The sequence below is a fragment of the Corynebacterium sp. ES2775-CONJ genome, assembly GCF_024814515.1.
Lineage (GTDB): Bacteria > Actinomycetota > Actinomycetes > Mycobacteriales > Mycobacteriaceae > Corynebacterium.
Genome location: NZ_JANUXT010000001.1, coordinates 247,832 through 269,973, shown reverse-complemented (window position 1 = coordinate 269,973; position 22,142 = coordinate 247,832). Strand labels below are relative to the sequence as shown.

At 53.0% G+C, this 22,142-nt stretch carries 19 protein-coding genes, 6 tRNA genes and 1 pseudogene; 8 read left to right on the top strand and 18 right to left on the bottom strand.

The window, feature by feature from the left end; translation table 11 throughout:
• Window positions 1–140: 140 nt before the first annotated feature.
• From thrS to NXT01_RS01195, 10 genes are all read right to left on the bottom strand, one after another.
• Window positions 141–2,210, bottom strand: a complete 2,070-nt coding sequence (gene thrS, locus NXT01_RS01240) for a threonine--tRNA ligase (RefSeq protein ID WP_259076570.1) — start codon at window positions 2,208–2,210, stop codon at window positions 141–143.
• A gap of 234 nt (window positions 2,211–2,444) precedes the next feature.
• Entirely contained in the window at window positions 2,445–3,707 is a 1,263-nt protein-coding gene (locus NXT01_RS01235) for a Dyp-type peroxidase (protein ID WP_259076561.1), read from the bottom strand.
• A 151-nt stretch (window positions 3,708–3,858) separates the two neighbouring features.
• Window positions 3,859–4,464, bottom strand: coding sequence for a copper chaperone PCu(A)C (locus NXT01_RS01230; protein ID WP_259076553.1), 606 nt, complete (start codon window positions 4,462–4,464; stop codon window positions 3,859–3,861).
• 57 nt (window positions 4,465–4,521) lie between these two features.
• Window positions 4,522–5,130: a copper resistance CopC family protein gene (locus NXT01_RS01225; RefSeq protein WP_259076550.1), complete on the bottom strand. Its 609-nt coding sequence runs from the start codon at window positions 5,128–5,130 to the stop codon at window positions 4,522–4,524.
• Window positions 5,131–6,081: 951 nt separating this feature from the next.
• A tRNA-Gly gene (locus NXT01_RS01220) sits at window positions 6,082–6,157 on the bottom strand.
• A gap of 17 nt (window positions 6,158–6,174) precedes the next feature.
• Window positions 6,175–6,249 (bottom strand) — tRNA-Val (locus tag NXT01_RS01215).
• A 5-nt stretch (window positions 6,250–6,254) separates the two neighbouring features.
• Window positions 6,255–6,328 (bottom strand) — tRNA-Cys (locus NXT01_RS01210).
• A 36-nt stretch (window positions 6,329–6,364) separates the two neighbouring features.
• Window positions 6,365–6,437, bottom strand: a tRNA-Gly gene (locus NXT01_RS01205).
• A 29-nt stretch (window positions 6,438–6,466) separates the two neighbouring features.
• A tRNA-Val gene (locus tag NXT01_RS01200) sits at window positions 6,467–6,541 on the bottom strand.
• Window positions 6,542–6,562: 21 nt separating this feature from the next.
• Window positions 6,563–6,635: transfer RNA gene (locus tag NXT01_RS01195), tRNA-Gly, on the bottom strand.
• 215 nt (window positions 6,636–6,850) lie between these two features.
• Here NXT01_RS01195 and NXT01_RS01190 point away from each other — a divergent pair.
• From NXT01_RS01190 to msrB, 3 genes are all read left to right on the top strand, one after another.
• Window positions 6,851–7,627 (top strand): dihydrofolate reductase family protein, encoded by a 777-nt coding sequence (locus NXT01_RS01190; protein WP_259076548.1) that lies wholly within the window; start codon window positions 6,851–6,853, stop codon window positions 7,625–7,627.
• A 39-nt stretch (window positions 7,628–7,666) separates the two neighbouring features.
• On the top strand, window positions 7,667–8,902 hold the full coding sequence (locus NXT01_RS01185; protein ID WP_259076547.1) for a glycosyltransferase family 87 protein: 1,236 nt from the start codon (window positions 7,667–7,669) through the stop codon (window positions 8,900–8,902).
• A gap of 64 nt (window positions 8,903–8,966) precedes the next feature.
• Window positions 8,967–9,374 carry a peptide-methionine (R)-S-oxide reductase MsrB gene (msrB, locus tag NXT01_RS01180; RefSeq protein WP_259076539.1) on the top strand — a complete coding sequence of 136 codons (408 nt, stop codon included), beginning with the start codon at window positions 8,967–8,969 and terminating at the stop codon, window positions 9,372–9,374.
• Window positions 9,375–9,417: 43 nt separating this feature from the next.
• On the opposite strand, the gene hemQ is transcribed toward msrB, so the two are convergent.
• Complete coding sequence (gene hemQ / locus NXT01_RS01175; RefSeq protein WP_259076536.1) at window positions 9,418–10,122, bottom strand: hydrogen peroxide-dependent heme synthase; 705 nt, start codon at window positions 10,120–10,122, stop codon at window positions 9,418–9,420.
• Window positions 10,123–10,344: 222 nt separating this feature from the next.
• Between hemQ and NXT01_RS01170 the strand changes: the two genes are divergently transcribed.
• Both NXT01_RS01170 and NXT01_RS01165 read left to right on the top strand, forming a co-directional pair.
• Window positions 10,345–10,959: a DUF3000 domain-containing protein gene (locus NXT01_RS01170; protein WP_259076535.1), complete on the top strand. Its 615-nt coding sequence runs from the start codon at window positions 10,345–10,347 to the stop codon at window positions 10,957–10,959.
• A 6-nt stretch (window positions 10,960–10,965) separates the two neighbouring features.
• Window positions 10,966–12,213, top strand: a complete 1,248-nt coding sequence (locus NXT01_RS01165) for an HRDC domain-containing protein (protein ID WP_259076533.1) — start codon at window positions 10,966–10,968, stop codon at window positions 12,211–12,213.
• On the opposite strand, the gene dxs is transcribed toward NXT01_RS01165, so the two are convergent.
• From dxs to dut, 5 genes are all read right to left on the bottom strand, one after another.
• Window positions 12,163–14,088 carry a 1-deoxy-D-xylulose-5-phosphate synthase gene (dxs, locus tag NXT01_RS01160; RefSeq protein WP_259076532.1) on the bottom strand — a complete coding sequence of 642 codons (1,926 nt, stop codon included), beginning with the start codon at window positions 14,086–14,088 and terminating at the stop codon, window positions 12,163–12,165. The genes NXT01_RS01165 and dxs overlap by 51 nt on opposite strands.
• A 174-nt stretch (window positions 14,089–14,262) precedes the next feature.
• Window positions 14,263–15,507: a class I SAM-dependent RNA methyltransferase gene (locus NXT01_RS01155; protein ID WP_259076530.1), complete on the bottom strand. Its 1,245-nt coding sequence runs from the start codon at window positions 15,505–15,507 to the stop codon at window positions 14,263–14,265.
• Window positions 15,508–15,536: 29 nt separating this feature from the next.
• Window positions 15,537–16,169 (bottom strand): DUF3159 domain-containing protein, encoded by a 633-nt coding sequence (locus tag NXT01_RS01150; protein ID WP_396124688.1) that lies wholly within the window; start codon window positions 16,167–16,169, stop codon window positions 15,537–15,539.
• Between the two features lie 16 nt (window positions 16,170–16,185).
• Complete coding sequence (locus NXT01_RS01145) at window positions 16,186–16,896, bottom strand: DUF3710 domain-containing protein (RefSeq protein WP_259076528.1); 711 nt, start codon at window positions 16,894–16,896, stop codon at window positions 16,186–16,188.
• A 115-nt stretch (window positions 16,897–17,011) separates the two neighbouring features.
• Entirely contained in the window at window positions 17,012–17,470 is a 459-nt protein-coding gene (gene dut, locus NXT01_RS01140) for a dUTP diphosphatase (protein ID WP_259076526.1), read from the bottom strand.
• A gap of 133 nt (window positions 17,471–17,603) precedes the next feature.
• Between dut and NXT01_RS01135 the strand changes: the two genes are divergently transcribed.
• Window positions 17,604–18,134 carry a DUF3093 domain-containing protein gene (locus tag NXT01_RS01135; protein WP_259076524.1) on the top strand — a complete coding sequence of 177 codons (531 nt, stop codon included), beginning with the start codon at window positions 17,604–17,606 and terminating at the stop codon, window positions 18,132–18,134.
• A 36-nt stretch (window positions 18,135–18,170) separates the two neighbouring features.
• Here NXT01_RS01135 and NXT01_RS01130 read toward each other — a convergent pair whose 3' ends face one another.
• Complete coding sequence (locus NXT01_RS01130) at window positions 18,171–18,464, bottom strand: DUF4193 domain-containing protein (RefSeq protein WP_259076522.1); 294 nt, start codon at window positions 18,462–18,464, stop codon at window positions 18,171–18,173.
• Between the two features lie 310 nt (window positions 18,465–18,774).
• On the opposite strand from NXT01_RS01130, the gene ppgK reads away from it, so the two are divergent.
• Window positions 18,775–19,530: a polyphosphate--glucose phosphotransferase gene (gene ppgK / locus NXT01_RS01125; RefSeq protein ID WP_259076520.1), complete on the top strand. Its 756-nt coding sequence runs from the start codon at window positions 18,775–18,777 to the stop codon at window positions 19,528–19,530.
• Window positions 19,531–19,994: 464 nt separating this feature from the next.
• A pseudogene (locus NXT01_RS01120) lies at window positions 19,995–21,605 on the top strand (RNA polymerase sigma factor); the annotation flags it as partial.
• Between the two features lie 218 nt (window positions 21,606–21,823).
• Here NXT01_RS01120 and NXT01_RS01115 read toward each other — a convergent pair.
• Entirely contained in the window at window positions 21,824–22,015 is a 192-nt protein-coding gene (locus NXT01_RS01115; protein WP_259076510.1) for a hypothetical protein, read from the bottom strand.
• Between the last annotated feature and the right edge of the window lie 127 nt (window positions 22,016–22,142).

The window sequence follows — 22,142 nt, the reverse complement described above, 5'->3', positions numbered from 1 at the left end:
ACTCACCCTCGCTTCGGCGGTCGAGCTGTCGTTACCCTGTGCCATCACCATCCTATTCTAGATAACAATCAGCACGCACAGACACAGCGGCGGGCTAGCCCAGATCTTTCTGGATCTAGCACCGCCGCGTTCTCGGCTCATTAACGAGCCGCTAATTTTTCCTTAATAATTTCGGCAGATGGCTGGGAATTTTCTCGGCCAAAAATCCAGGCCTCGATGATCGCTACCGCGTCGCCAACGGGAACTCCGTTAACTTGACTACCATCTAGGAAACGGAAGGATACTGCCTGCGCTTCCACATCCCGCTCTCCGGCAAGTAACATAAACGGTGCCTTAGCCTGGGTGTGATTTCGGATCTTTTTCTGCATCCGGTCATCAGAGGTGTCAACGCTCGCACGGATTCCGCGGGCCTGAAGTTGCCCGCACACCATTTCAAGGTGATCTGAGAACGCCTCGGCAACGGGAATACCCACTACTTGGTGCGGAGCTAGCCATGCAGGAAAAGCACCTGCATAGTGCTCGAGAAGCACTCCGAAGAATCTTTCAATCGAACCAAAAAGTGCACGGTGAATCATAATAGGGCGCTTCTTGGACCCGTCAGAGGCAGTGTACTCCAGATCGAAACGTTCTGGCAGATTGAAATCTAGTTGTACCGTGGACATTTGCCACGTGCGCCCAATGGCATCGCGCGCCTGTACCGAGATCTTCGGGCCATAGAAAGCTGCACCTGCCGGGTCGGGTACCAATTCGAGGCCCGAATTGTCTGCGACTCGCTGCAAGATCGCGGTCGATTTCTCCCAAATTTCATCCGAACCCACAAATTTATTGGGGTCCTTGGTGGAAAGCTCAAGGTAGAAATCATCCAAGCCATAATCGCGGAGCAGAGAAATGATGAAATCTAAGACTGTGGTGAGCTCACGCTCGAGTTGGTCCTCGGTACAGTAGATATGCGCGTCATCCTGGGTGAACCCTCGAGCTCGTGTGAGCCCATGTACGACTCCTGATTTTTCGTAGCGGTACACGGTACCAAATTCGAAAAGGCGAAGCGGGAGTTCGCGGTAGGACCGACCTCTCGATGAAAAGATCAGATTGTGCATCGGGCAATTCATGGGCTTGGCATAATAATCCTGCGCCGGCTTAGTAACAGTGCCATCATCAGCACATTCGCCGTCGAGTTGCATAGGAGGGAACATCCCCTCCGCGTAGAAATCGAGATGCCCTGATTTCTGGAAAAGGTCACCCTTAGTAATATGCGGGGTATTAACGAAAGAATAGCCAGAAGCAATATGGCGACGGCGTGAATGCTCCTCCATTTCAAGGCGGACAATCCCGCCGTTGGGGTGGAAGACTGGGAATCCTGAACCAATCTCGTCGGGAAAGGAGAACAGATCAAGTTCCGCGCCCAGTCTGCGGTGATCGCGCTTTTCTGCTTCTTCTAACATATGCTGATATTCAGAGAGGATATCGGCGGATTCCCATGCGGTGCCATAGATTCGCTGGAGGCCGGCCTTGGTCTGGTCGCCGCGCCAGTACGCCGCCGACGAACGCGTCAGGGCGAATGCCGGAATGTACTTGGTGGTAGGGATATGCGGTCCGCGGCACAGATCGTACCATTCAACCTCGCCGCTGCGCGGATTCACATTGTAATATCCCGTTAGTTCCCCTGAACCAACTTCGGTTGCCTCATCAGAAGTAGGATCGACTGAACCTTTGTCCTGTATGAGCTCGAGCTTATAGGGCTCATCTCTCAGCGCTTCCTCTGCCTCAGCTTGCGTGGCATAAACGCGACGTTCAAAACGCTGCCCTGATTTAATAATCTTCTTCATGCGTTTTTCCAAACGCCTGAGATCGTCAGGAGTAAAAGGTTCGGCTACGTCGAAATCGTAGTAGAAACCGTTCTCGATAGCAGGGCCAATTCCGAGTTTTGTCCCAGGGAACTCCGCTTGAACAGCCTGCGCTAAAACGTGAGTGGCGGAGTGGCGGATCACCGCTCGTCCGTCCTCGGTATTAGCGGGAACAGGGGTCAACTCAACGTCTTGATCAGGGATATAGGAGAGATCCCGTAACTGGCCGGTGGCATCCTTAACGCACACAATCGCCTCTGGACCCTTATTGGGTAAGTCCAATTCCCGCATTGCAGCACCGGCGGCTACACCTTGGGGACAAAGAAAAGCGGCATGGGGATTTGCGGCAGCAGTAAGCTGTGCCATATGGGGTGTGCTCCTTTGAGCTCAGGCGCCCCCGTCAGACCTGGACGCGAGCGCAGAAGAATGGGATAAACCGCTACCGACACCATCACTACGAAGGATATGGTCAGACATACGCAGTACGAGGTTGGCAACTAGCAAGCTATTTTAACTGATGCTTGAATCCTTCGAAAATATCGCTTGAGGAGACCGACGAGCCGTTATGTCCGGACTGGGACTCTGATCCACTTCACGAACTTAGGTTTCCAGCAGTGATTGGCCCCAGAAGTGCTCTGGGCCATCCTCTGAAGTTCCAGGCGGTACAATAAACACAGCCGAGCCGATGTGGGTATTCCACTCATTCAACCGGTCGCCGGCATCGAGACGCTTCTGGATCTCAACAAACTGCCGGAGCGGATTCTGCTGGAAACACACAAAGACTAATCCCGAATCCGAGGTACGGGGCGAGCCAGGCTGCGGCGGATCGTCAAAGTTATACGCTCGGCGACGCAACCGTTGCTTTGGTTTATCCGCCGGCGGTGCGGCAAGCGCCATGTGGCTACGCGGGTCGATAACGGGTAATCCAAGCTCATCCGTGGCATCAAAATCTGCGTCGTCGTGCTCGCGCTCGCCTGTCAAGGGAGCGCCCGTGTCGAGGGCGCGACCAAGCGCGACTTCTCGAGAGGTGCGATCGAGGCGCTCCCAGTCATCGAGGTCCATACTGATGCGCCGAACGACCATGCAGCTGCCCCCGTGCGCCCAAGAAGGCGCATCTTGCTCGGAATCGATCCAAATATAGTCGTCATATTCATCCTTGCTATGAGGATTGACAGTGCCATCAATTTGACCGAATAGATTGCGGGGAGTTTCATCGGGTCTGAGAGCCCCATTGGCATTGAGGAAACCCTCTTGCACCCAGCTCACCTGAGCAAAATCGAGAGCTGCTAGTTGCATGCGTCGGCTAGCGAAAGCGAGGGTTAGGGGGTCATCGGAGCATATTTGCAGCACCATATCCGCCTCGCCCCACCGGGGGTCTAGAGCGTCGCGCTCGAAGGCAGGCAGCGGTCCCAACCACGATGGTCGCTGGTCCGCTGCACCGATGATATCGAAAAGTCTTGCTCCGAATCCGCAGGTAATGGTGAGATTAGCTGGCTTATTGATCATTTCGGGCTCAAGGGAGCCTAAAGGGGCCTGACCGCGACACAGTCGACGAGCATCTTCCGTCCACAGCTTCAACAAGCGGCGTACCGATTCGCGATCATTATTGGAAAAAAGTTGAAACGCGACGACTCGCAGCAAGGCCTGTGCAGGAGTTGCTATCCCTGCCTGGTGCGGACCGTCAAAAGGTACACGAGCGTTTTCTAGGAAGGGGTCCGCCTCGGTGTCAGCTGGCTGAGCTTCAGCTAGAGGAGTCGAGATTACCGAAGCGGCGCCGACGGATGCCCCCGCGCCGAGGAGAAAATCCCTCCGGCTAAATCCACTCAAATTGCGTCCCGCGTTATGCGGACACCCCGTACTCATTATTGCATCACCTTAAAAATGTCGTTGTGCGGGCACTAGGACTCGCAGCCTTATGAAAAGCGTGTGAATGATCGAAAGTGGGAGGAGGAAATATCCCAAGAAATTCCCCGCTCCCACCATCACTATTTATCCCATACTCAATGCGATGGAATTATTTCTCCATCTTCTCCATCTTATCGTCATGGTCCATCTTGTCGTAGTCCATGTGGTCCATGGAATAGTCCTCGTCGCCAGCGGAGATAGTCCGTACTGGGATATCTTCAAATTCCAGCTCTGAACCGTCGGCTAGACGCAACTCGATATCGAGATCGTCACCGGCCAGCACCGGTTCCGTGAGACCCAAAATCATGAAGTGGTCATGACCAGGTTCGAGAACAGCAGTCTGACCTGCCGGGATCATTAGACCATCAAGCTTCTGCTGCATTTTTCCATCGACAACCTCGTGAATCTCGAACTTCGCGGCATCAATATCAGCACTGAAGCTGGTGATGTGGAGATCTTGATCAGAGTTATTGTGCAGCACACCGAAAATGGCGGTCATTCCACTGTCCACACCAGCAGCTTTAACGTAAGCATCGGAGAACGTCAGGGCTGGCGTATCTTCCAGGATTTCCTCTTCTGGGGAAATCGTGGTAGCGATGGGGTCCTCGATCAAAGGAGAGCCAGCCTCTTTATCGGAGCAGCCAACCAGGGCGAGCCCGGTGAGAGCAACAGCGGAAGCGGCGAGTCCAGCTCGACGTACGAATAAAGATTTCATAGGAATATATTCCTCCTGTAAGATTTGTTGAGATTAATTGGGTATTTCCCTCAGTGCTTAGCGGCCATTTTTAGGTTTGCCGCCTTTATTCCTCTGGCGTTGGCGGGCAATTGCTAGCGCCACAATAATAGCACTAAGCGCCACTACACCTAGCAGCCACAACCACCACTGCTGTGAGTCCGATGTAGTGTCTGCGGGATCGATTGCAGCTGATTCCGACGGGCGAGCAGCCGTTATTTCTGGAGTAGTCGAGGGTGCGCCAGAGGCGGTCCCTTGAACTGTGAACGTGGTTTTCCCGCGGGTTGAATGCCCATCGGAGGAAGTAATTTGGAAGCCTATGGTGTACGCCCCAGGCGGCAGAATAAGATCAGATGGCATATCAAGACTTACTAGTCGACCGTCTACCTCAGGTTCCCCGCTCGTAATAATGGTGCGGTTTTGGTCAGTCAAGGCCATAGAGTTGAATCCCTCTTTTGGCTCAGCAGAGAACTCGAGGACCAGCCGACGTGGGGTGCCGTCAATGACCTCCCCATCGGCTGGCGAACCACCGACTACCACATCATGTGCTTGCGCATGATGGATAAAGTCTGGGAACAAAGCTCCTACACTCATCGGTAATGCGCTGAGGCAGCCTATGGTGGCAACTTTTCGCACTAATACCTTCATATATCCTCATTCTCGTCTTGATATTCTATTTCGAAGCGTACTACGACTAGGGATTTTCTGCCTCCTTTAGCCCACCTAGCTATACCCGTGAGGACGGAGAGAGACATTGATCTCTCAATCCCTTTGGGTTACGCCTATTACCCCTCATTAGTTTGGTGCTGAGTTTAAAATACCCAGCCGGCCCTCGATATTGTCTTTAGATGATCCGGGAAATTCCTTGTGGGATCCACGCTGCATCACCTCAACGATCCATAATGCCTTGACTCATAGGAACTGAACGAAAGTATATTCCAGTTTCTAGTCTTCCTAGACTCCTTCCTCAAAGAGAACTTTGGCCACATTCGGCTGACCGTAGTTCAACGCTAACTTCTCCACACGCGCGCAGTTGGGACTTGACTATATGGGAGTAGAGATGAGGTTAGGAGAGGAAGAGTGGTGATCGTGCTCCTCCTTCGCTGCCGCCCGCCGGTGGACGGGGAATATGCCGAGCTTTGATTTGAAAATCAGCAGATCTCAAGCTCGTTGTCCTTTGTGAGGACATTCGTACAAACCGAGATATTCTCGTTGCGCAATCAGGGTTATGAGGATGAGGCTACGGACCCCTATGGAAGAGAGATAGTCAGTAAAAATGCCGCACCAAGCGCAGGGCTCCCACACATATAAGGGGTTCACCCGGTAAAAAAATTCGATGGGCGATTGGGGCATGCCGCAGACCTCTCACTCCAGTGATGTCAGTTCCGAAAGCCAAATATAGGGGTTGGCGCGGATTCGCAGATCACTGAGCACGACTCCTCCGACGTACCTGATGGCTTGTCCGCGGTACAGCGTTAATCTGATGGCACAGGCGATTTATCGCACTCTACTTATCAAGATACTTGTTGCTAAAAGAAAGCACCCAGCAGGGACAAATGCCTCGATTGTATTGGGCATAAGTATCAGCTGGGTGATGCATGGAGCGGATGACGAGACTCGAACTCGCGACCCTCACCTTGGCAAGGTGATGCGCTACCAACTGCGCTACATCCGCATGAGTTTGTCAAGGGTTGGTGCGCGATACTGGGATCGAACCAGTGACCTCTTCCGTGTGAAGGAAGCGCTCTCCCGCTGAGCTAAACGCGCAAAATTGGAGGTGGAAACGGGAATCGAACCCGTGTGCACGGTTTTGCAGACCGTTGCCTCACCACTCGGCCATTCCACCGTGGCATTCCTGCCTCGGAGCACTGAAGAGTGCCTGAGCGGATGACGAGACTCGAACTCGCGACCCTCACCTTGGCAAGGTGATGCGCTACCAACTGCGCTACATCCGCATATATTGTTTTAAAGAGCTTCTTTGCTCTGGTGCGCGATACTGGGATTGAACCAGTGACCTCTTCCGTGTCAGGGAAGCGCTCTCCCGCTGAGCTAATCGCGCATAGCTTTGTGTTCAAAGCTGAGCGGATGACGAGACTCGAACTCGCGACCCTCACCTTGGCAAGGTGATGCGCTACCAACTGCGCTACATCCGCAGACGACATTCCATGGTAGGGATTTTGTCGTGCGGATGAAACTTTAATGCCTCATTGCATCTGAACGCAAATCCACGAGCCAAAACCCCATTGAGCTGGAGCTGAGCAGATTTCGCAGATTTTTTAGGCCCTAGGAAGTCAGATGGCGGTGATGCCGCGCACTGAACCCGCTAAATCCCAAACCTGTCACTTCGTTATTATTAGACTCATTAGTCATGAGCGCTCCGGTTGTTTACCCTGTAATTTTGCCCGCTGGCGACACTCCACCACCTGATTTCCTCACCCACCAGGTGGGTCTCAGCACTGTGAGATTTGATTTTGGTACTCGGCTGATAGGGATCACAAGCATTAATGGGTCATCGACTCTTGCAGGCACCAGTGGGGGGTTGGGCAATGCTGTAGATCAAGCTTTATTACTGTATATGCGAGCTCTTTCCGACGTCGTTTTCGTGGGCGCGCAAACGATTCGTAGCGAAAAATACGGCCCCATAGTGGAAAATCTTCAAAGTCAACGTATTCGCCGCACATTTGGGCGCGATCTACCGCCTCGGATTGCTACTCTTACAGCAACACTGGATTTTTCTGGTGCAGCGGAATTTTTTGCTGGCACGCCCCCACTGATTTTCACTACCTTTAAAGCTGCGAGAAGATATCCAGAGCGCCTAGCATTCGTGAAGAATCAAGGAGCTGAGGTGATTTTTGGCGCCAATCTCAGCCCGCGCTACTGCGTTGGTTGGCTACGACGAGCTGGAATGACGAATATTTGCGTGGAAGGTGGAACGCGTGTCATCACCGATCTGATGTCAGCGGATCTGGTTGATCACCTTCATCTCACTTTGAGCCCGTGCATCATTGATAGCTCGAATCTTCGCCTATTTGGGAACCACATCGACGACGCGCGTCACTTTCAACTCCATTCTCTCGCGGCGACCGATGATGGAACCGTTTTCCTCCACTACGAACGATCGAAACGATATATGGTTGAAGATTGAAGAATTTTAGACTCCGTTCGAAGGTAGGGTGGGACTGCAGTGGCATTAGCTATCCAGCAAAAACTTGATTCCTTGTGGGTGCGCCGCGCGCCTCAGCATGCTCGTGACCACCACCCAGCACCGCGCGGGACTTCCATGGACTCTATTGGCAATGCGTGCCTATGGCCGTTGGCTCTCTTGCTCGTGGTTCACCGGTTATTCTTCCTCGCCATCAACGGTTCGATCACCGACGATTATACGACCGTCTATACGGCGCTACGCCGCTTTATCGAGGGTGTCAACGTTTATAATGAAAATTACACATTCGTTGATCCGCATTATCTATACAACCCCGGCGCGACACTCATCCTAGCGCCTCTCGCCTTTCTTGAGCCCTTTGCTGCGGCGCGCTTTGCTTTCATTTGCTGTAACGCCGCCGCGATCATTGTGTCATTGGGGCTACTAACGCGCCTGAGCGGCTTTAAGCTTTCCTCTCTAGCCTTCCCCACCGCGATTAGCATCGCATTTATGACAGAAGCGGTGCAGAACACGCTTGTCTTTTCTAATATCAACGGAGTTTTACTGTTGATTTTCACCGGCTTTATTATTTGCCTGTGGTCGGAGCGCACGGTATGGGCAGGTATCCTCATCGGCTTTGCCATATTGATCAAGCCTATTTTCTTGCCCCTGCTTTTCTTGCCCGCTGTTCGCGGACAAATTTCGACAATCCTTGCTGGTTTAGGGGTACCGCTTATTCTCAATCTCGTTGCATGGCCTATTATCCCAGGCGCCAGTGACTATATCCGGCGCACTATCCCGTATTTGGGCGAGGTGCGCGATTACGCCAATGCATCATGGCAGGGATTCTCCGTCTACTTTGGTCTGCAGCCGTTTCTCGCCACGGGTGTGTGGGTTCTTTTCGCCTCGATAGTTGTTGTTGGTGTTATCTTCTTGCTGAGGATTCGACTCACCGATCCTCTCGTATGGATCACGACGACGTCTGCACTCATTCTCAGTGGGGTTTTTCTGCTGTCGTCGCTCGGTCAAATGTATTATTCGATGCTGCTTTTCCCTTTTGTTTTTACGGTATTCTCGCGAATGAGCGTGCTGCATTCGTGGGGTGCCTGGGCTGGTCTATACCTGGCACTAGCGCCGCTCGATTACGGATCAATCGTGAGTCCACAGCTGGGCTGGTGGCTCAATGTCTATCAAGCTACCGCCGGTTGGGCATTGCTTATCGTTGCTATATCCACCACGGCGGTACGGTGGACATTGATGGAGGGGAAGCAGCTCTAGACGCCCCTGGTGATCTTTGGTAGGTTTCTAGTATTAAGCACACCCAATTTAATAAGGAGATGCAATGACTGACTTTAGGAAACTTAGCGATTCCCAATGGCGCGAGCGCCTCAACTCCGAAGAATACCGAGTGCTACGCCAGGCTGGAACCGAAGCTCCACACACCGGACAGTATACTAATACAACAACATCGGGGATTTACTCCTGCCGGGCCTGTGGCACGGAGCTGTTTCGCTCCACGGAGAAATTCGACTCTCATTGCGGCTGGCCTTCTTTTTTCTCCCCGCTAGCTGGAGATCGGATCATTGAACGTGAAGACCGCTCACTAGGGCACGTCCGTACGGAAGTCATATGCGCACACTGCCACTCCCATTTGGGCCACGTTTTTTCGGGCGAGGGCTATGACACACCTACCGATCTGCGTTATTGCATCAACTCCGTATGCTTAACTCTGCAACCGGAGCAACCTTGAGCAATTGGCAGTAAAAAATCCCCGCCATATAGCGGGGTTTTTTCTATGGGAGAGCTTTAATTAGCTCGGCGAGATCTGTCACCCTCCGCCCTGTAAAGAAGGGTAGCTCCTCGCGAACATGCAGCCTAGCCTCCGTGTAGCGCATATCATGCATCAGATCAACGATACGATGAAGTTCCGGTGCCTCAAAGGCCAGCATCCACTCATAATCGCCAAGGGTAAAGGATGGGACGGTATTTGCCCGCACATCAGGATATCCCCGGGCTTGCCTGCCGTGTTCAGCAAGAATCCGACGGCGATCTTTAGCATCCATTACATACCAGTCGTAGGAACGAACGAAAGGGTAGACACAAATCCACGCACCTGGATCTTCGCCCATAATGAAACTAGGAAGATGGGATTTATTAAATTCACTAGGGCGGTGCAGGCCATTTCCGAACCAGACAGCTGTTGATTTTCGCCCCAGCTTAGTCTCACGCCTGAAGCTTGTGAGGGCTTTCTGAATATCTTCCCACTGCTCCGCATGCCACCAGATCATGAAGTCCGCCTCAGCCCGACAACCCGCAAGATCATAAAGACCCCGCACCGTGATCAAACCTGAGTTTGCCATCTTTGTAAAAAATTCTTGAGCATCAGCCGCAATCTCGGCCTCCCCTTCGTGTACCGCCAAAGGCTGCACCTTGAATACAGCAAATTGTGAGTACCGCTGAATGTTATTGAGCTCTTCGAAGTTTAGTTTCTCTGCCATCTAAAAGATCCTTTGCACTGCCGGCCGATTGGTTGGAGCGGGATATCTGCCCCGCACTTTAGAACTAAACCCATTATATCGACACTCATCCAAAAGATTGAACCCCAACTAGAATATAAGTATGGTTCTCATCACGCAGGCTGGCCTAATATCCGGCATCTTTCCGCCCATAGGCGGCGTGGCAACTCACAGAAGCTTAGATTTTTCGATACCTTTTGATTCGTGACCGAAAATCCCAAATCTCCACCCCCCAAAGAGTCTGGCTCAGACGAGGCCATACCGGAGAACTTCTCGCGCGCCGTGGAGTCCATGCACCAGGCTCAGCTACGCCCAGAAATCTCTCTCGGCACCATTCGCCCACCACAGCGGCTTGCACCTTTTTCCCATGCCATTGGCTTGGAGGTCATTCATGATGATCAACCGCTGACAACACACAGCGACGATGACGCATTCGGTCGGCTGATCCTGCTTCATGACCCACACGCTGAGGATACTTGGGATGGTGATATGCGCTTAGTTGCGTATATCCAGGCCGATATGGATTCCCAAGTAGCAGCTGACCCTCTTCTTCCGGAGGTAGCGTGGCAGTGGTTAGCGGAGGCACTTGAAGGCGTTGGGTATACGAATTTAGGGGGAACAGTCACCTCCACCACATCTGTTCGCTTCGGGGAGATTGGTGGCCCACCATCGGCATACCAGCTCGAGATGCGAGCATCGTGGACCGCTAGCGAAAGCGATCTGAGCACTCACGTCGCAGCCTTTGCGGAAATCTTAGCTCATGTCGCTGGTCTGCCACCCGAGGGTGTGCGCGAATTAGATTCAGTGAACTCTAAGTAGAAGAATATGTCCAGAATCTTGGGTGTCCCACGCGAAGGAACCCCCTCCGTGGCCACAGGCGCCCGCGAAATAGCCGCTGCGGTCAGTGTCTTGGAATTCGGCTACGGCCCTTTTGCCATCGATACTGAACGGGCCGCAGGTTTTCGCTATGACGACCGAGTCTTTCTGCTCCAGGTTCGCCGCGAGGGGGCTGGAACAGTGTTGTTCGACGTCGAAAGTGATCGCGCAGCCACTTCAACATATCTGGAACCAATCCTTAATGGCGCCGATTGGATTCTCCATGCAGCAATATCGGACCTACCCAGCCTAGCGGCCCTTGGCCTGCATCCAGGGAGACTTTTCGATACCGAAATAGCTGGACGGCTTTTAGGCTACGACAAGGTCAACCTTGCAGCTATGGTTCAGCATTACTTTGATCGGGAGCTGCTCAAGGGCCACGGAGCCGAAGACTGGTCTAGGCGGCCCCTTCCTCAGGAGTGGATTAACTATGCCGCTCTCGATGTGGAGTTGCTCATCGAATTAGCTCGCCTTATGGCCAAAGATCTCAAGGATGCAGGAAAAATCACTTGGATAGAACAGGAATGCCAGTTCGTTCAGACTCGCTTTGCCCACTACCAAGCCCCATCAAGACTGTGGACCGACACCAAAGGCCTTAACTCTCTGAAAACCCCCCAAAAATTAGCTGTTGCCCGCGCCCTATGGCAGGAGCGTGAACGAGAGGGTTCGATGGAAGATCTGGCCCCGTCTGCAATTTTGCCGGATCGGGTTTTGGTGGCTCTAGCATCGTCCATGCCGACTCATGCCTCTAAAGTTCTCCGCACCAAGGGCTACCCTCACCGGCTTCGCTCTCGGGCTACGACGTGGGCGAAAATTATTGCAGAGGCCAAGAGAACTGACTCAGCTCTATGGCCAGATCCGCTCGAACTTCCCCACAAAGTGCACACCACATCAGGCGGTGAGATCACCGTATTATCCAAACGTGCTATACAGCAGCACTACCCTGCAGTCTACGAAGAACTGGAGTGGGTAAATAGTCAGCTGGCCAAAAGAGCAGCTGAGTTAGCTGTGCCGCAAGAGAATATCATCACTCCAGCCGATAGCCGCGCTCTGGTGTGGGCGATTGCCCACGAGGGTCTCGTCAGCAGCGAACGGGAACTGCAGAGCTACCTAAAGGATGTTGGGGTACGCCCTTGGCAGGCGGGACTAGTATTCCGGATTTTCAGCCGTCTCATCAATAGGGCACGACGCCACTAAGGTTTCAATCCATCCCTGCAACGACGCTGTAATGCCGCGAGCATCCAAACCTACCTCCGCAAGTAATTCATTGCGGCTGGCATGTTCCGGAAAGATTTCAGGGAAAGCTAACTGCCGAATCGGGGTATCGATATCGCTTGCTGCTAGAGATTCCGCGATCATCGATCCGATGCCACCATGGATAACGCCGTCCTCAATGGTAACGACGAGATCATGGTCGAGTGCCATTTCGAGAATGGAGGGGGCGACGGGCACCACCCAACAGGGATCAATCACCGTAAAGTCCACTGGTATATGTGTGCAAGCCTCAACCGCCGAGAGGGCCGGCTCAGCCATAGGACCCACCGCAATGACAAGTATCTTCTTCTCTGCGTCTCGAGCCGAGCTATAGAGGACTTCCACACCATCTGCACGTTTTTCCAGGGCCGGAAAGACTGGGGGCAGTGCCCCTTTTGGAAAGCGCACAACGCTGGGCCCTTGAATCTCTATTGCCTCATCGAAAAGCTCACGTAATTTTAGCCCATCTCGCGGGGCGGCCACGTGGATACCCGGGACTATGCCAGTAATCGCAAAATCCCAAACGCCGTTGTGGCTTGCTCCGTCGCTCCCGGTGACGCCAGCGCGGTCGAGAACCAGGGTAACGGGCTGTTTTAAAAGAGCTACGTCCATGAGGAGTTGATCAAAAGCCCGATTGAGAAATGTCGCGTATACCGCAACCACGGGGTGTAAACCCCCCAGCGCCAAGCCGGCTGCTGAGGTCAAGGCGTGCTGCTCGGCGATGCCAACATCAAAAAAACGTGCGGGAAAGCGCTGCTGAAAGGGCACCAGTCCGGTAGGGCCCGCCATCGCTGCTGTAATGGCAACGATATCATCGCGGCGTCCCCCGGCCGCTACCAACGCCTTACTGAAAATCGCCGTCCAACCAGGAGAATCTTTGGAGACAGGTAGTCCAGAAACAGGATCAATAGCGCCGGTGGAGTGCATGAGTTCCGCTGCGTCATTTTCAGCAGGTGGATAGCCGCGACCTTTTTCTGTAACGACGTGAACGATAAGAGGACCTTCGAAATCACGAGCATAGTTGAGAACATCTTCGAGAGCTTCGGAATCGTGGCCATTGACAGGACCAACATATTTTATTCCCAGCTCATTGAACATCTCTGTGGGTATGACTGTGGATTTGAGCCCCTCCTTAAACGCATGGAGTGCATCAAAAGTTCGCTCCCCCACCCAGCCGAGACGCTTAAGGGTATATTTGCCGTGCTCCATCACTCTGTCATACGTAGGGAGAGTGCGTAGCTTTTTTAGATTCTCCGCGAAACCACCGATTGTGGGCGAGTAACTGCGCCCATTGTCGTTGACAACGATTACGACTTTGCGTTTTTTGGAGGCGGCAATATTATTGAGCGCCTCCCAGCACATGCCACCTGTTAAAGCGCCGTCTCCTACTACTGCGACGACACAGCGATCGGTTTCCCCTTTGATTTCAAAAGCCTTAGCCAGTCCGTCTGCATAGCTTAAAGAAGCAGAGGCGTGAGACGACTCAACCCAGTCGTGCGGAGATTCTTTCCGAGACGTATAGCCAGATAGTCCACCCTTTTGCCGAAGAGTATCAAATTGGTTCATGCGCCCCGTCAGCATTTTATGCACGTAAGACTGGTGGCTGGTGTCGAAAATGATTGGATCTTTAGGCGAATCAAAGACTCGGTGCAGTGCGATGGTGAGTTCCACAACGCCTAAGTTCGGCCCCAAGTGGCCTCCGGTGGCGGCTACTTTCTCAACTAAGAATTCTCGTATTTCCTCAGATAGCTGCGCCAAATCTTCAGGCTTGAGCCTCTTGACATCAGCGGGGTGTGTAAGTGTTGCGAGAATACTCATGGGCGAAAGAGAAACCTTTGTCCTTTCTCATACTGATCGAAAATCGGTCCTCTCCGATCAGATTTGGAGGGAGTCCACAGGGTCACTGTTTTTCCCACGCACTAATAGTTATTGTCCATCATATCGGCTGAGCGTCTCAGACGGCTAATACTCATTCTACCCCGTAACTTAAGCCTAAGAGCGCAGGAAGAGGCCCATGCTTTCCAGATGATGGGTGCCAGGGAAAGCGTCAATCATCACGCACTCAGAGAAAATATACCCCTGATCGACAAATCGTCGCACATCTCTCGCAAAGGTCGCAGGGTCACAACCGATATGAATAACGATATCCGGTTGAGCAGCAGCAATACCCTCGATAACCCCTGACGCAGCCCCGGTACGAGGCGGGTCGAGGACTACGATATCCGGGTTTGGCAACTCTCCCAGGGCAGCCTCAACGGAATTAGTAATAAAGGTTATCCCCCTATCGAAAGCCTTTCGCCCCGCGCGCGCTGATCCCGGAGATGTTTCCACCGAGTAAATTGTGGCTTGGGGGTTTGACCCTTCCCGAATGGCTGGAACGAGCGCCCCCACTCCCCCATAGAGGTCCCAAGCTAGCAACTCGTGAGACTTAGGACCGTAGTTTTTCAACCACGAGGTAATCTGCTGCGAATACGTTTCGAGGGCAGCCACATGAGCTTGCCAGAATGCTGTTGCTGGGATCTTAAAAGTATATCCAGCGACTTTTTGGATAGCGTGATCGCTGCCTTCTATGACCTTTGTGATGGTTTCACTCCGCTGCCCGCGAGGCGCTTTGGAGATCTCGACGATATGACGGTTATGATCGTCGTCCATGACCACGATCACCTCTGCATGAGGGGTAAAACGACGCGCCTCTTCTCCCACCACTGAATCAAGCAGTCCTGGCACTGCTTGAGCACACGGGGCCGCAGATATAACGTCATTCGACCGGAGAGCCCGCATTCCCGCGCGTCCTTGGTCGTCAACACCCAATCGCATGCGGGTCCGCCACCCCTGATAAGGATTGAGTGCCAGTTGCTGGATGTCGGGCAGATTTTCTAGTCCACCGAGGCGGGTGAGTTGGTCTCGCAATATGGTGGTCTTTAAGCCCACGGCGCTTTTGGGTTCAAGGTCTCCAAAGTCGCAACAGCCGGCGCCTAGAGCAGCTGCGGGACACCGTTGTTCGACCCTCGCGGGTGCTGGTTCGAGGACATCGATGAGTAGCGCTCTGGCAAAGTTCCGCTTCACCTTAGTGACCTCAGCTAGGACAGTATCACCTGGGTAGGAGCTTTGGACAAAGATCACTCGGCCGTCGAAGATGGCGATACCCTCCCCACCGTGGGCCACTCGCGAGATCTTGAGCTCGAGTCGCTGCCCCGTGGACAGTTTTGGTTCAGTGGATCTGGGGTAAAAGTTCATGACAATAACCTAGTTTTCGTCGTTGTTGGTTAATCCGCAGGCGTGGTTTTGAGGGCCGCGGTGGCTTTGCGCACCATGACTACGGTAAATACCATGACGAGTGCGGACAGTGGCCACCCCATCAGCAGACGCGCTATGGCCAGGGAATTGGTGGCATCGGAATTATAGAAAAAGTTTTGAACATAAAAGCGCACGGCAAAAACCACAGCCCACCCCGCGGTGGCCCAGGTATAAGCCCTAACTGCCTGCGGGTTTTTTTGCCACGCCATGCCGTCCCCGTTGATCCCTTTCCATATCACTCCGACCAAGGGCCATCGCACAATAATGGATACAATGAAGATCGCTGCATACAAGGCCGATATCCAAATTCCGAAAAGGAAGTAGCCTTTCGCGGACCCGGTATACCAAGCGATGCCGGCCGCAATAGCCACGCCAAAAAAGCCGGAAATGGCGGGCTGGAGATTCTCTTTACGCACAAGGCGCCACACTAGGATTGCCACGGCCACTAGAAGTGCTGCTGCGATACCAGAATGCAGCCCCCATCTATTGTTGACGGGCACAAAGGTGATCACAGGTACACTCGATGCGACTAGACCCCCGAGGCCGCCCATTTGGTCTATAAGATTGGGTTTTGTCTCAGAATTAGATTGGTGATCGTTCACAGATAGTCTCCTGGACTTAATTCAAAGACACGGAGTTATTGGGGAAACCTCGACCGTTGTTCTGCTGGGAGCGGCGTTGCATCTCCTGGGCGACCTGTTCAGCCAAAGGCTGCGGAAGAGCTACCGGCAAAGAGGTACCAGGAAGAATCGGATCGTTGCCACGGTAGACGAAAGTACGCGCCGCTATCTCGCGGCCCAAGGCTGCCATATCATCGGCTTTATCGAGCGGGGCCGCCAAGGTCATACGTAGCATCCAGCGAGGGCCATCAACGCCGATGACACGGATGGTTCCGCCCTGTTGCGGGGCTGCCCCCACAATTTCCGGTCCCCAGGGGCCCATTTCTTCGCTCACACTGAGACCTTGTTTGCTCATGTCCGCGGTGATTTCTGCGCGAGCCTCATCCCAGTGTCCTCCAGAACGAGGGGCGGCAAAGGCAACCGGTGTGCAACGACCATATTCAGTGAGGACATGGAGCATCGTAGGACCGTTGGGTCCCATCTCAACCTGCACCTCGGAACCTATAGGGAGCGGCACCTGTAGGGAACCTAGATTGAGGATGCCTTGGGCAAAGTCTCCAAACTCGAACTCATCGATATCGACCGAGTCGCCGTCGAAAGGCCCCATGCCCCCATTAACGGCGTCATGAGCTGGGTGAGCTTCGAGCGGCTCTGTCTCGGACTTGTGGGGGGCACTACTATTATCTTTTGAGAACGGCCAGAGTGACATGTCCAGATACCTCTTTATCATTATATTTACGTCATGTGGCGCCAGCTAGAACGCCTGATTAAATCTCAGCGCCTTAGAGCCATTATCTCTCAGCGTTGAGAACACCTATCCCAGCCTAACGTAGACCAGTTGATCCGTGCCCCCCGACTCCGCGCTCGGTGTCATCGAGTTCAGCAACCGCTACGAAATCAAAGAGTTCCACTTTTTGTACGAGGAGCTGAGCTATGCGCTCTCCACGCTTTATTACGATAGGTTCACGGGGATCGAGATTGATGAGACACACCTTAAGCTCCCCACGATAACCAGCATCGATAGTGCCCGGAGCGTTGACAATTGACAGTCCTTTTTTCAATGCCAAACCCGAACGCGGATGCACGAGGCCGACGGATCCTACAGGCAGGGCGATAGCGATCCCAGTAGGGACGAGAGAGCGCTCACCCGGCTCCAGGGTTAAATCGATGGTGGAGTACAAGTCCACGCCTGCGTCGTCACGGTGGGCCCGCCTCGGAACAGGAAGGCCCGGATCGAGCAATTTCAGGGCGACTGTTTTCACTGGCTCGGTATAGGTATGCACAGAGTAATTCCTTTGTTGAGACTTAAATATTCGCAAGACTTCTCGCGTTATCTCCTGCAAGCAGGATAGCCTAAGACCTAGCGCTCAGCCTAGCGACCAACTCCTTGGCTTTTTCCCGAAGATCGCCGCTACAATGAATACCGTGAGTGACAGTGAAAAGAAAACAGCGTCGAAGCCGGCCATTCTCTACTCCGAACGCCAGTGGGTGCCGTGGTATTGGTGGCTGATGGCAACCTTCGTAGTTTCGCTTATTTCCGCGCAACTGGGTCTCAACAGAAGTCTAGTGTGGACTGTGGTGTCAGCGGTTTCCTTAGGCGCTCTTGCAGTCTGGCTCCTGCTTAGCATGTCGAGTACTCGGGTGCGAGTGGAACGAGATCCCGACGGCACCCGATGGCTGGTCACTGGCCAAGCAAACCTCCCCCATACTGTAGTGTCCCGCAGCCTAGCTGTTCCAGCAACCGCTAAACGTAATGCGATGGGACGACAGCTCGACCCTGCAGCCTTCGTGGTCTCCCATGGGTGGGTCCCAGAAATGGTGATGCTTGTTCTTGACGATCCCGAAGACCCCACCCCTTATTGGCTTGTGGCAACCCGCGATCCTGAGAAACTATTGCGGGCCTATCTACCCGATCAAGCCGATAAAGCGACACAGTCCCTGAACTAGGAGGTGCGGACGCTACTTTTCTAAGTAGCGTCTTTTTTAGGCACAATCCATGCAGATGATGCTGCCGTCGTCCTCGACGTGGTCGATTCGTTTCTTGCGCTGCACAATAAAGCATGAGGAGCACGTGAATTCGTCATCGCGACGGGGAACCACGGAAACGTTCAATTCCTCGCCTGTGAGATCGGCTGTGGGGATCTCAAAGGAATCGACCATCTCATCGTCATCATCGAGTGTCGATGAAGCTGATTCTTGAGCCTTGAGACCTTCGAGAGAATCGGCCTCAATGTCATCGTCGGAACGACGGCGTGGTGCGTCATAGTCGGTAGCCATACCTTCGATCCCCTCGCTTTCGGTTTAGCTAGCTGCACCCTCTCAAAGGATGCGAGATTGTGAAGTGTTAGTTGTCGCTATTTATACACGGAATCGAGTTTCTTGTCACACTCTTTCCCATTTTCGAGCAAGCAATACCATAATGCAGCAGCGTTTATGCAAGCAAAAAAGCGCTCCTACTTGCAGCTACACAGCGACTTTCTCCATGTGAGTACCTATTTTAAGAGCTTATAAAGCTCTCGGAGAATTTAAGATTTATCACTATCAGGATATTGGGATGGTCTCGTACTCGTCCACTAAACTATGCGCCATGAGCAGAATTGGATTTGGAATCGATGTTGGCGGCTCTGGAATTAAAGGAGCTCGCGTTGACTTGGATACCGGCGAATTCGTCGGTGATCGCATTAAGATTTTGACGCCGAAGCCCGCCACCCCTCAAGCCGTTGCGGACACGTGCAACGAGATCTTAAGAATCGCAGGATGGGATGGGCCGGTCGGCATCACCCTCCCCTCGGTGATCAAAAATCAGTTCGTGCTTTCCGCAGCTAATATCGACCCCTCGTGGATTGGCGTAGATGTTCGCGAGTTATTTGCTCATCACCTCGGCGAGGCTCGCCTGATCAGCGTACTCAACGACGCTGATGCCGCCGGCTTGGCCGAAGTGACCTTCGGCGACGAAAAAGCATCAAAGGGTGCAGTTATTTTGCTAACCTTCGGTACCGGTATCGGATCCGCCTTCATTGTAGATGGCACCCTGTTTCCAAATACAGAGGTAGGGCATATGATCGTCGAGGGACGTGAAGCTGAGTCATTCGCTTCGTCTTCCGCTAAAGACAGGGACGAGATTGGCTACACCAAGTGGGCCGCTCGGGTATCCACAGTTCTCAAGGAATACGAGAGGATCTTTAATCCCACGCTGTTCATCGCCGGCGGTGGCATCTCCCGCAAGGGCGACAAGTGGATTCCGAAACTAAGCAATGAGACCCCTGTTATTGCAGCAAAATTGCGTAATCGCGCTGGTATCGTGGGTGCTGCACTGGCGGTCGAGCACCGCTTATTCCCCTAGATTACCGCTAGATTGCTTAGTGTCGCTGCGTTGGATATTTCCGAGGAGAATCCAACGCAGCTAATTCCAGAGTATTATTTAGGCTTTTGCCTGCGCGTGCTCTATAATTGCCGTTTGTCTGACGGAGACCCAAGGTTTGGCTCTCCCCGGATTCTATGATCTTAATAATAAAGTCACTACGCGCAGCGCATAGACCTGATACGTCCCCTGCGAACTACCCTTCACCCTTAACGGACTGACATTAAGATCACCGAGACACGTCAATATCTCTCGTTCCCACCCGGGAAACTAGCAGTACCATGGACTTTGTTATAGGAAAGACTCGTGGGTATCGCACGGGGATATCGGCATAACTGTTAATTTTTCTTTATGCTGGAATAAGCATCATAGTGATGGTCACTAATGTGCATAGAGTTTATTTTTGTCGTTAACGTAGTGACCACGCCGGAGAAGGGGCAATTGTGACTGAAACGAAAAAGACTGCAGCAAAGAAAGTAGCGCGTAAGACGACCCGCAAGGTAACCAGAAAAGCTACCAGTAAGAGCGCATCGACATCGCAAGAGCCAACTGTATCCAGCGCTCAAGTAGAGGAAAGTACTGACACCGAATCGACTACCAAGCGGGTCGTGAAGAAGGTAGCGAAGAAGGTCACGCGGACAAAATCTGCTCAGAGCGCGACTAGAGCCGAAGCCGAAGCCGACGCAGGTTCCGAAGAGTCGGCGTCTTTGCCTAAAAAGGTCTCTCGGAAGGTTGCTAGCTCCCGTAAGGTGCAGCCCAAAGCCGAAGACGCTCCGGAGTCGGAAAAACCGAAAACTCGAGCTAAAAAGACTGCAAAGAAATCTGCGAAGAAGACGGCCAAAAAGACTCGGACTAAAAAAGTTGCAGAACCTGTTGTCGAGGTAGAAGATACCGGCGTTCTCGACGAGTCCTCCGATGAAGACGTTGACGTTGATCTCATCGCCGATGATACTTTGATTGACGATGATGCTGAGGATTTCAGCGCTGAAATCGATGAACTCGACGTCCCAGATGACGACGACGAGGATGCTGAAGACGACGAGGACGATGGGTCGTCGGTATGGGACGAGGATGAGTCCGCAGCCTTGCGTCAAGCCCGTAAGGATGCCGAGCTTACGGCCTCAGCCGACTCGGTTCGCGCATACCTCAAACAGATCGGTAAAGTTGCGCTGCTCAATGCTGAGGAAGAAGTTTCACTCGCTAAGCGAATCGAGGCTGGACTCTATGCAACCTACCGCATGGACCAGATGACAGAAGCTTTTCATAATGGCGATAAGGAAGCGAAACTGACCCCCGCAGTCAAGCGCGACCTCAGGGCTATCGCTCGCGATGGCCGCAAGGCCAAGAACCACCTACTCGAAGCAAACCTACGTCTCGTCGTTTCCTTGGCGAAGCGCTATACCGGCCGGGGTATGGCTTTTCTTGATCTGATTCAAGAGGGCAACCTTGGACTCATTCGTGCTGTGGAAAAATTTGACTATACCAAGGGCTACAAATTCTCAACTTACGCCACGTGGTGGATTAGGCAGGCTATTACCCGCGCTATGGCCGACCAAGCACGAACGATCCGCATTCCAGTCCATATGGTGGAGGTCATAAATAAGCTCGGACGCATTCAGCGTGAACTGCTTCAGGATCTTGGCCGTGAACCCACTCCGCAAGAACTTGCCAAGGAAATGGATATCACCGAGGAAAAAGTCCTCGAAATTCAGCAGTATGCGCGCGAGCCCATTTCGCTGGACCAGACGATCGGTGACGAAGGCGATAGCCAGCTGGGTGATTTCATTGAAGATTCTGAGGCCGTTATCGCAGTCGATGCGGTGTCGTTCACGCTTTTGCAGGACCAACTGCAAGATGTCCTCCATACCCTCACCGAACGTGAAGCTGGAGTTGTGAGACTTCGCTTCGGGCTCACGGATGGCATGCCACGAACCTTGGACGAAATCGGCCAGGTCTATGGTGTTACACGCGAGCGTATCAGGCAGATCGAATCTAAAACCATGTCTAAGCTGCGCCACCCCTCGCGTTCCCAAGTACTGCGCGATTATCTTGACTAACGCTGGACGTTAATATCACAATTTTAGACCCCTCGGATAGTCCGAGGGGTCTAAAAATTTCGCTCATTCCCAAGCGAATACGGCAGGTCATATATCGTATTAGTGGCCGATTTCAGCCGCGGTGAGGTGACCTCGATGGGAAGATCGCGTATACACTCTATTACTCCAGTGCCACACTAGCTATATCTGCATAACAGACCCGCACTACTTGTAGTAACTCACCGTTGCACCTGCGTCAGCTGTGGTGAGGGAGCAGCAGAACCGGCACCTTGCTGGGCTGTCCACGCACTATCGATCTCGGCGTCGACGAGGGGTGTCGGACTCCACATGCGTTTTTTAATGGGTGAAGCATGAAAATCTAAACCAGCACATAACTGGGCCTCCGCGATCGCTGCGTAAAGGTTACCCACCCCCAAATAGGACGTTATTAGGGTAAAGAGCAGTTGGGCGCAGCGCTATTCTCCACACACAGTCTTACACGATGTCAGCCATATAATGCCGTATAAGAGTGACCCGCGCCCCCTAGGTACGTAACTG

Coding starts and splice junctions, on each gene's coding strand:
- NXT01_RS01155 (WP_259076530.1), bottom strand. CDS start 15,507: ATGAACTTTTACCCCAGATCCACTGAACCAAAACTGTCCACGGGGCAG.
- NXT01_RS01190 (WP_259076548.1), top strand. CDS start 6,851: ATGAGCGCTCCGGTTGTTTACCCTGTAATTTTGCCCGCTGGCGACACT.
- msrB (WP_259076539.1), top strand. CDS start 8,967: ATGACTGACTTTAGGAAACTTAGCGATTCCCAATGGCGCGAGCGCCTC.
- dxs (WP_259076532.1), bottom strand. CDS start 14,088: ATGAGTATTCTCGCAACACTTACACACCCCGCTGATGTCAAGAGGCTC.
- NXT01_RS01165 (WP_259076533.1), top strand. CDS start 10,966: ATGTCCAGAATCTTGGGTGTCCCACGCGAAGGAACCCCCTCCGTGGCC.
- NXT01_RS01130 (WP_259076522.1), bottom strand. CDS start 18,464: ATGGCTACCGACTATGACGCACCACGCCGTCGTTCCGACGATGACATT.
- NXT01_RS01235 (WP_259076561.1), bottom strand. CDS start 3,707: ATGAGTACGGGGTGTCCGCATAACGCGGGACGCAATTTGAGTGGATTT.
- NXT01_RS01135 (WP_259076524.1), top strand. CDS start 17,604: ATGAATACCGTGAGTGACAGTGAAAAGAAAACAGCGTCGAAGCCGGCC.
- NXT01_RS01230 (WP_259076553.1), bottom strand. CDS start 4,464: ATGAAATCTTTATTCGTACGTCGAGCTGGACTCGCCGCTTCCGCTGTT.
- ppgK (WP_259076520.1), top strand. CDS start 18,775: ATGAGCAGAATTGGATTTGGAATCGATGTTGGCGGCTCTGGAATTAAA.
- hemQ (WP_259076536.1), bottom strand. CDS start 10,122: ATGGCAGAGAAACTAAACTTCGAAGAGCTCAATAACATTCAGCGGTAC.
- thrS (WP_259076570.1), bottom strand. CDS start 2,210: ATGGCACAGCTTACTGCTGCCGCAAATCCCCATGCCGCTTTTCTTTGT.
- NXT01_RS01145 (WP_259076528.1), bottom strand. CDS start 16,896: ATGTCACTCTGGCCGTTCTCAAAAGATAATAGTAGTGCCCCCCACAAG.
- NXT01_RS01225 (WP_259076550.1), bottom strand. CDS start 5,130: ATGAAGGTATTAGTGCGAAAAGTTGCCACCATAGGCTGCCTCAGCGCA.